Annotated in this window: 1 protein-coding gene; it reads left to right on the forward strand. The window is 71.8% G+C overall.

Features of this window, described 5'->3' with window-relative positions; genetic code table 11:
- Positions 1-277: thiolase family protein (locus tag F0L46_RS25930; RefSeq protein ID WP_497850448.1), on the forward strand; the 277-nt coding region annotated here is incomplete at both ends.

Here is a 277-nt window from a genome sequence, read left to right on the forward strand (position 1 = left end):
GGCCGCGATCGCCGCCGCGCTCGAACACGCCGGCGTCAGTGCCGATGCGGTGGACGAAGTGATCATGGGCTGCGTCCTGCCGGCCGGACTCGGCCAGGCTCCGGAGCGCCAGGCCGCGCGCGCGGCCGGCATCCCCGATGCCGCTGGCGCGACCACCCTCAACAAGGTCTGCGGCTCTGGCATGAAGGCAGTGATGCTGGCCCACGACATCATCAAGGCCGGCTCGGCCAACGCGGTGGTGGCCGGCGGCATGGAGTCGATGACCAATGCGCCGCAC

This window comes from Salinarimonas soli, from assembly GCF_008386575.1.
Lineage (GTDB): Bacteria > Pseudomonadota > Alphaproteobacteria > Rhizobiales > Beijerinckiaceae > Salinarimonas_A > Salinarimonas_A soli.